Raw genomic sequence first — 7,685 nt, forward strand, 5'->3', positions numbered from 1 at the left:
GCGGAGGGTCGGACGCGGGCGCCAGCGGCCCGCCGGCCCTCACGCGGTCCCGCGCCCAGCAGGTGGTGGCGGCGTACGCCGTCACGGCGGGCCAGGCGGGCGACAGGCTGGACGCGTCCCTCCTGCCGAAGATCGAGGCCGACCCCCAGCTCACCATGGACACGGCAGCCGTGAAGCTGCGCCGCGTGTCCGACGCCCGGACCGGGCCCCTGAAGCTCTCGCATGTCAGCGTCGCCGTCCCCCGGCTGTCGGGGTATCCGCGCTGGTTCGCCGCCGCCGCGGTCAGCGGGGCCGGGAAGGGCGCCGTGCGGCACGCCATGCTGTTCACCCAGCAGAGGGCGGACGCGCCCTGGCTGCTGGCCGCCGACCCCTTCCCCACGGACGCGCCGCTCTCCCGCGTCGCGCTGGACGGCGACGGTTACGCGACGGCCGTCGGGTCGTCCACGAGCGGCCTGGCGCTCGCTCCGGGAACGCTGCCCGCGGCCCACTCCGCCCTGCTGAACGCGGGCCCGCGGGCCCAGGGAGCGGAGCGGCTGGCGCCGGGGCCGAAGACCACCGAGGCGTTCACGGCCCTGCGGCGGGCCGAGTCGGGCCTGCGCAAGAGCGGCGTCACCCTGGCGTCCCGGTTCGAGCCGGGATCACCGCAGGTCTACGCGCTGCGGACCCGCGACGGCGGCGCGGTCGTCTGGTACGTCCTCAAGCAGAAGGAGGCGTATTCCGCGGCGAAGAAGGGGAAGCTCACCGTTACGGGCGACCTTGTCGGGCTCGCCCCTCCGTCGTCCGTCTCCACCCGCATGGACACCACCGTGCTGATCCAGTACCTCGCGACCGTCCCGGCCAAGGGCACGGCGGGCGTGACCGGGATGTACCGGAAGGCCGTGGCCGCATCCGGCCATTGAGACCCCGTCGGGGCCGGTGCGCTCCGCTCTTCCTGACCGCTGCAGCGGTCCCGCACCGGCCCCCGACGGTCTACCCCTCCGGCGGGGCGGGCGTGCCGTCGGCCGCCGGGACGACCGCGGTGAGGCGGCGCAGGACGTCGAGGTGCCCGTCGAGCTCTTCCGCGTGCGGCTTCCCGGGCAGGACCGCCATGATCTCGCCGTCGCGCACGCTCCACGCCGGGACCTCGCTGTCCAGGTGGGCCTGGACAGCCGCGTCCGAGAGCCGTCCGCGCGCCTCGTCCGGGACGACCTCGAACCGGGCCTCGAAGGCGTCGGCGGCGGTGTGGGCCGCGAGCGACTCCATCAGCTTGGCGCCGAGCCCGCGTCCACGGATCTCCATGTCGGGCGTGCCGTGCTCGCCCCGCACGGTCAGCACGGTCAGGTGGTATGTGGCCGTCTCGCTGCGTTCGGCCCCGTCGGCGAGGCCGACCGTCTTCCGGACGCTGTAGGACCCGCCGCCGACCGAGGCGGGCCGCCCGTCGACCTCGCCCAGCAGGACGATGCCGGGCCGGAAGGTCTCGAAGGGGACGCGGTCGCGCCAGGGGACTCCGGCGTGCCCGTCCGCGACCGTCCAGCCGTGCGCGGCCGCCCACTCCCGCAGCCCGCGGAGCCGCGCCTTCTCGCCCTGGCTCCGGGCATAGGCCGCGCCGCCCACCACCCCCAGGATCGCGACCGCCACCGCGGCCGCCCAAAGGCCCCACTGGGTCTCAGACACGGGTCCTCCCCTTTTCCCTTTGGGACGGGTCGGACCGGGATCCAGTTCCGTTCAGGCGCGGTGGCCGAGCAGTTCGGTCAGGCGGCGCAGGGTGCCCAGGTGCTCGTCGAGGTCGGCGGGGTGGAGCGAGGTGTGCCGGACGACCATCAGCTCGCCCCGGCGCGGGCCCCAGAGCGGCGGCTCGCCGTCCAGGTGGGCGCGGATGAGGTCGGACGAGAGATGGTCGCGGGGGACCGCCGGGGCGGCGGACCCGAGCGGCGGATGCTCGCCGGACCGGCCGTCGCCGCCGTCCACCGCCGTGCCGTGGCCGAAGACGCTCAGCAGGCGCGAGCCGACGCCACGTGGCGGGACCTCCAGGCCCGGTCCCGGGTCGTCCATCTCGACGACCAGGACGGTGAGGTGGTGGGTGATCGTCTCGGTGCGCCGCGCGCCGTCGGGACCGGTCACGACGCGGCTCGTCGGGTAGGTGCCGTGGCCGAGCGAGACGGGCAGCCCGCCGACGTGCCCGGTGAGCAGCTCGCGGACGCGGAAGCCGTCGCAGCCGACCTGCCCGCGCCAGGGGACCCGCAGGTCGCCCTCGTGGAACGTCCAGCGGTGCTCGGCCGCCCAGTCCCGCAGCCGCCGGACCCGGTCGTCCTCGGCGGCGGTGGCCCGGTCACGGGACGCACCGATCGCGACCATGGCGACCGCGCCGACGAGCACGGCCCCGAGTACCAGCATTGCGACCACGCGGCTCCCTCCGGTCCCCCGTCGGACGCGACGTTCCCGACGCCGGTTCCGCTTGACCGTTTTTGCCCCGATCCCCCACCATCAAATCCCGTGATCGACATCAGGCCCGGGGACACCGGGGACATCGCGGCCGTCCTCGGCCTTTTCGACCGGGCCGTGGCGTGGCTCGTCGCCCGCGGCCAGACCGGCCAGTGGGGCACCGAGCCCTGGACGGGCAACGCCCAGCGCACCGCTCTCATCGAGCGCCTGGCCGCGTCCGGCGGCCTGCGCGTCGCCCTGGCGGACGACGGGACGGTCGTGGGCGCCGTCCACCTGGGCTCGGCGCCCGGCTACGTCCCGCCCGCCACGGTTCCCGAGCTCTACATCGAGGCCCTTGTCACCGACCGGTCCCGCAAGGGCGAGGGCATCGGCGGGGCGCTCCTGCGGCGCGCCCGCGAGGAGGCCGCCGCCCAGGGCGTCACCCGGCTCCGGGTGGACTGCTGGGCCGGCGCGGACGGCGAGCTGGTCCGCTACTACGAGAGCCAAGGCTTCACCCGGGACACCACGTTCGTCGTCGCCGACCATCCCCGCGGGCCCTGGCACGGGCAGGTCCTCGTCCAGCCGGTCTCATAGCCCATCCGGCCCTCCAGGGCCCGTGACGACGTTGTCCGGGGAGTCGAGCCAGAGGGTCTGGCCTTCCGGGGTGACGGTGACGCCGTAGCGGGCGGAGTCGGGAGCGCCGGACCGGATCCAGCGCTCCTCGGCCTCCAACCCGGCGCGCGGCCGAAGCCGCTGGTCACGGAGGGGCATGAAGAACGCCTGGCCGAGGAAGCGGCCCTCGGCGGTGCCGTCGTCGCGGACGGTGAACAGTGCGAGCCGCCCGTCGGGCTGAACGGTCTCCGCCCACGGCACCAGGATCGCGCCGCCCGGCCGGGTCTGCTCGACCCACGCGTACGGGACGGTGTGCGCGGCCGCCGTGACGATGATCCGGTCGTAGGGAGCGGCGGCGGCGTAGCCGTCCTCCCCGTCGCCGGTGACCACCGTGACCGGGTACCCGGCGCGGTCCAGGGCGCCCCGCGCGTGCTCGGCCACCTCGGGGTCGATCTCGACGCTGACCACGTTCCCCGCGCCCAGCATGTGCGCCAGCAGCGCGGCGTTGTACCCGGTGCCCGTCCCGATCTCCATGACCCGCATCCCGGGCCGGAGCTCCAGCATCTCGATCATCTCGGCCATCAGCGACGGCTGGCTGCTGGAGCTCGTGGCCTCCATGCCGCGCCCGGTGGCCGGGTCGCAGAGGTCCGGAGGCAGGCCCGGATCGGGACGGACCTGGATGACGACCGGCTCGTCCCGCTGGACGATCTCGTGCCAGAGCTCGGGGGCGTCCCGCCGGTGCAGGGGGACGGGGTACCCGTGGGCGCCGCGCAGGAAGATCCGGTCCGGCATGAACATCTCGCGCCGCACCGCCTTCACCGCCTCCCAGGCGCTCACCGCCCGCCTCCCGCTGCCCATGGGCATCCCCTTCCCTGCCGCTCCCGGCCGTCAAACGCCCTGCTCAGGACGGGTCCCGGCGGAGTTCGAACCAGACGGCCGTCCGGGCTGGCCCGGCCGACCAGCCCCAGTCGGCGGCGAGCATCGCGACCATGAGCAGGCCGCGGCCCGACTCCTCCCAGCCGGACGACTCGACCAGGTGCGGGAGGGTGCGCGCTCCCCCGTCGTCGGTCACCTCCACGCGCAGGAACTCGTCCTCGACGCGGAACCGCACGTCGACGCCCCCGCCGCGCCGCCCGGAGGCGGTGTACCGGACGGCGTTGGTGAGGATCTCGGACGCGAGCAGTTCCAGGTCGTCCAGGTCGACGCCCCACTCGTGCGCCTCGGCGACGGCCCGCAGCGCGCGCCGGGCCGTCCCGACGTCGAGCGGCTCGTCCGGGCCGCTCACCAGCCGGAGCGCCAGGCCGCCGCCGACCGGCCGGGGGGCGAGATGGCCGGTCACCACCCCACCACCCCGATGCCTCCGGCCTCCACGCCCCCGGCCTCCACGCCCCTGGCCTCGACGTCCCCCACCCCGCTGTCCCTGACCCCGATGTCCCAGACCTTGGTGCCCTTAGCCCCACAGGACGCGCCCCCGCGCGGATCCGCCCGGGGCCCCCCGAGCGGCACCCGCCGCATCGTCCGGGAAAGCCCCCGAATCTTCCGCATCCCGTCACCCATCCCCGATCACGCCTCCTTCCAGCAGCCGGACTTCGCGTTCGCCTGCGCGCCATCGGTGATCAATGTCACGCTTCGCAAAGACTGCTTATACGGAGAGCAACAAGCAAGCGATGCACAGTCACTGACCGCACACAGTGATCGGACTGTCACCGGCACGCCACCCTCGTCCAGCCGGAAGGAGCGCAACATGTCGAGTCGCCGGCCCGTCCCCACCATCCGCCTCCGCCGCCTCGCGGCCGAACTGCGGCAGCTCAGGAAGGACGCGGGGCTGACCCGGGACGAGGTCACCGCGCGCACCGCGCTGAACCCGGCCACCCTGTGGCGCATCGAGACCGCCAAGACCCGACCCCAGGCCCGCACCCTGAAGACCCTGCTGGAGCTCTACGGCGTCCCCGGCGAGCGGCGCGCCGAGCTGACCGTCCTCCTCCAGGAGTCGGCGCGCCGCGGCTGGGTCCACGCCGCCGCTCCCGGACTGCGCGAGAACCACGTCGCGTACATCGAGTTCGAGGGCTCGGCCACGCGCGTCTCCAACTACGAGTGCGCGCTGATCCCCGGCCTGCTGCAGACCGAGGAGTACGCCCGGTCCGCCATCGCGGGAATCCGGCCGGAGATGACCGAGGCCGAGGTCGACCACCGCGTGGCGGTGAGAATGCGCCGCCAGGAGCTTCTCACCGCGCGAAAGCCACTCGAACTGCGGGCGGTACTCGACGAGGCCGCCCTGCGCCGCCGGGTCGGCGGCGCGGAACTGATGTCACGGCAGGCGGAACATCTGCTGGAAAGGGCGTCGCTGCAGAACGTCACCCTCCAGGTGGTGCCGTTCGACGCGGGCGCGCATCCCGGAATGACGGGGGCCTTCGTCGTCATGGACTTCCCGGACGACGCCGGGGCCAGCGTCGCCTATCTCGACGGCCAGGCCGGCGACTCCTTCCTCGACGAGGATGCCGACGTCCAGCGCTACAACCTGCTGTTCGACCACCTCCGCGCGCTGGCGCTCAGCCCCCGGGCGTCGGCGGAACTGATCACGCGGGTCGTCAAAGGACTCACCTGAATGATCTGCCGGAACGAAAGGAAGCCATGTCCATTCCCCGAGCCTTTCCCGCCGCTTCGTGGCGCCGGTCGAGCCACAGCAGCGCCGAAGGCCAGTGCGTCGAAGTCGCCGGGACGTCCGACGGGTTCGCCGTCCGCGACAGCAAGGACCCCGAAGGGCCGCGACTAACCCTTCGTCCTGAAGTCTGGGACGCGTTGAGCGGGGCTCTCAAAGCGACCGAGAACGACGCCTGACCGGCCTACGGCCGGGACGGCGTGTTTCCCGAAACTCAGCCTTTCGGGAAATGCCGCGGCCCCCGTCCGGGGGACGGGGGCCGCGGTGCCGAGCCGGTTACAGGCCGCTGGCGTTGGCCAGGGTGCGGACGGCGCCCAGGGCGACCGAGAGGGTCGCCAGGTCGAAGCTGTCGCTCTCCCAGATCTCGGTCAGGGTCTGCTGCGCCCGCGTGACGGCCGTGCGGTTCTTCTCCGCCCAGGCCGCCAGCCGCTCGTCCGACTGGGTGCCGGAGGCCGAGTGGACCAGGACGTCGCGGGTGAGCGCCGCGTGCGCGCCGTACAGGTCGTCGCGCAGGGCCGAGCGCGCCATCGAGCGCCAGCGGTCGTCGCGCGGGAGCCCGATGATGCGCTCGCGCAGCCGCGTGAGGTCGAGCCGGTCGGCCAGGTCGAAGTAGACCTCGGCGACCTCCTCGATCGGACGGCCGGTGTCCTTGGCGATGGTGACCAGGTCGAAGGTGGAGAACGCCGGGACGAACATGGCGGCCTTCTCGGCCAGCTCGTCCGGGACGCCGCGCTCGGCGAAGGAGTCGCGGCGCTGCTCGAACGCGACGAGGTCGGGGCCGAGGAGCAGCTTGGGGAACTGCGCCGTCAGCGCGACCGCGCCGCCGCCGAAGTAGTCGATCGTCTCCTGGATGTCGAACGGGGGCCGCCGGTTGTGCAGCAGCCAGCGCGCGCCGCGCTCGGTGAGCTTGCGCGCCTCCAGCAGCATCGCGGTCTGCGTCGACTCGTCCACCTGGTGGTCCAGGGCGTCGACCGACCGCCAGAAGCGCGGCATGTCGAACACCTCGCGGGCCACCAGGTACGCGCGGGCGATGTCGGAGGACGACGCGCCGGTCTCCTCGTTCAGCCGGAACACGAACGTGGTGCCGGAGTTGTTGATCACGTCGTTCACCACGGCGGTGGTGATGATCTCGCGGCGCAGCGGGTGCCGGTCCATGTGGGCGCGGAACCGCTCGCGCAGCGGGGTCGGGAAGTAGTCGACCAGCCAGGACGCCAGGTACGGGTCGTCCGGCAGCCCGTTGGCGATCAGCTCGTCGTCCAGGGTGAGCTTGGCGTAGGCGAGCAGCACCGAGAACTCCGGGCCGGTCAGGCCGAGCCCGGCCTGGCGGCGCTCGGCGAGGGCCTTGTCGTCCGGCAGCGACTCCAGGCGGCGCTTGAGCTTGCCGTCGCGCTCCAGTTTCCGCAGGTAGCGGGCGTGCACATGGAGCATGGACGACGCCTGCGCGCGGGACGCGGCGAGCACCACGTTCTGCGCGTAGTTGTCGCGCAGCACCAGCGAGCCGACCTCGTCGGTCATCTCGTAGAGCAGGTTGTCGCGCTGCTTGCGGGTGAGCTCGCCGTCCCGCACGACCTGGTCGAGCAGGATCTTGATGTTGACCTCGTGGTCGGAGGTGTCCACCCCGGCCGAGTTGTCGATGAAGTCGGTGTTGACCAGGCCGCCGGCGCGGGCGTACTCGATCCGGCCGAGCTGGGTGAGGCCGAGGTTGCCGCCCTCGCCCACGACCTTGCAGCGCAGCTCGCCGCCGTCCACCCGGACCAGGTCGTTGGCCTTGTCGCCGACGTCGGCGTTGTTCTCGGCGGCCGACTTGACGTAGGTGCCGATGCCGCCGTTCCAGAGCAGGTCCACCGGCGCGCACAGGGCGGCCCGGATCAGCTCGAACGGGGTCATGGACAGCACGCCGTCGGCGATGCCGAGCGCCCGCCGCATCTCCGGAGTGATCTTGATGGACTTGGCGGTGCGCGGGAACACGCCGCCGCCGCGCGAGATCAGCGACGCGTCGTAGTCGGCCCAGGAG

Annotated in this window: 9 protein-coding genes; 4 read left to right on the top strand and 5 right to left on the bottom strand. The window is 73.4% G+C overall.

The features are described from left to right. Positions 1-899, top strand: an 899-nt coding sequence (locus AB0J52_RS19580) for a DUF8094 domain-containing protein (RefSeq protein WP_500183019.1), incomplete at its 5' end; no start/stop codon positions are given. 70 nt (positions 900-969) lie between these two features. Here AB0J52_RS19580 and AB0J52_RS19585 read toward each other — a convergent pair. Continuing rightward, entirely contained in the window at positions 970-1,653 is a 684-nt protein-coding gene (locus AB0J52_RS19585; protein WP_500183020.1) for a hypothetical protein, read from the bottom strand. Positions 1,654-1,704: 51 nt separating this feature from the next. Further along, positions 1,705-2,373, bottom strand: a complete 669-nt coding sequence (locus tag AB0J52_RS19590; RefSeq protein ID WP_500183021.1) for a hypothetical protein — start codon at positions 2,371-2,373, stop codon at positions 1,705-1,707. 99 nt (positions 2,374-2,472) lie between these two features. On the opposite strand from AB0J52_RS19590, the gene AB0J52_RS19595 reads away from it, so the two are divergent. Then, positions 2,473-2,994, top strand: a complete 522-nt coding sequence (locus AB0J52_RS19595; protein WP_500183022.1) for a GNAT family N-acetyltransferase — start codon at positions 2,473-2,475, stop codon at positions 2,992-2,994. On the opposite strand, the gene AB0J52_RS19600 is transcribed toward AB0J52_RS19595, so the two are convergent. Together AB0J52_RS19600 and AB0J52_RS19605 are read right to left on the bottom strand one after the other, a co-directional pair. Further along, positions 2,989-3,870 (bottom strand): methyltransferase domain-containing protein, encoded by an 882-nt coding sequence (locus tag AB0J52_RS19600; protein WP_500183023.1) that lies wholly within the window; start codon positions 3,868-3,870, stop codon positions 2,989-2,991. The two genes, AB0J52_RS19595 and AB0J52_RS19600, sit on opposite strands and share 6 nt — an antisense overlap. Before the next feature lie 43 nt (positions 3,871-3,913). Next, on the bottom strand, positions 3,914-4,351 hold the full coding sequence (locus AB0J52_RS19605; protein WP_500183024.1) for an ATP-binding protein: 438 nt from the start codon (positions 4,349-4,351) through the stop codon (positions 3,914-3,916). Positions 4,352-4,756: 405 nt separating this feature from the next. On the opposite strand from AB0J52_RS19605, the gene AB0J52_RS19610 reads away from it, so the two are divergent. Both AB0J52_RS19610 and AB0J52_RS19615 read left to right on the top strand, forming a co-directional pair. Continuing rightward, a complete protein-coding gene (locus AB0J52_RS19610) occupies positions 4,757-5,617 on the top strand; it encodes a helix-turn-helix domain-containing protein (protein WP_500183025.1) in 861 nt (286 codons plus the stop codon). A 26-nt stretch (positions 5,618-5,643) separates the two neighbouring features. Continuing rightward, on the top strand, positions 5,644-5,850 hold the full coding sequence (locus tag AB0J52_RS19615; protein ID WP_500183026.1) for a DUF397 domain-containing protein: 207 nt from the start codon (positions 5,644-5,646) through the stop codon (positions 5,848-5,850). 97 nt (positions 5,851-5,947) lie between these two features. Here the strand turns inward: AB0J52_RS19615 and AB0J52_RS19620 are convergent. After that, a partial coding sequence (locus AB0J52_RS19620; RefSeq protein WP_500183027.1) for an NAD-glutamate dehydrogenase domain-containing protein occupies positions 5,948-7,685 on the bottom strand: 1,738 nt, incomplete at its 5' end.

Origin of the sequence: Spirillospora sp. NPDC049652 (assembly GCF_040675125.1) — a bacterium.
GTDB lineage: Bacteria > Actinomycetota > Actinomycetes > Streptosporangiales > Streptosporangiaceae > Spirillospora.

Bases quoted from the DNA above. Each gene is read 5' to 3' on its own strand.
- AB0J52_RS19590 (WP_500183021.1), bottom strand. From the start codon at position 2,373: ATGCTGGTACTCGGGGCCGTGCTCGTCGGCGCGGTCGCCATGGTCGCG.
- AB0J52_RS19600 (WP_500183023.1), bottom strand. From the start codon at position 3,870: ATGGGCAGCGGGAGGCGGGCGGTGAGCGCCTGGGAGGCGGTGAAGGCG.
- AB0J52_RS19610 (WP_500183025.1), top strand. From the start codon at position 4,757: ATGTCGAGTCGCCGGCCCGTCCCCACCATCCGCCTCCGCCGCCTCGCG.
- AB0J52_RS19615 (WP_500183026.1), top strand. From the start codon at position 5,644: ATGTCCATTCCCCGAGCCTTTCCCGCCGCTTCGTGGCGCCGGTCGAGC.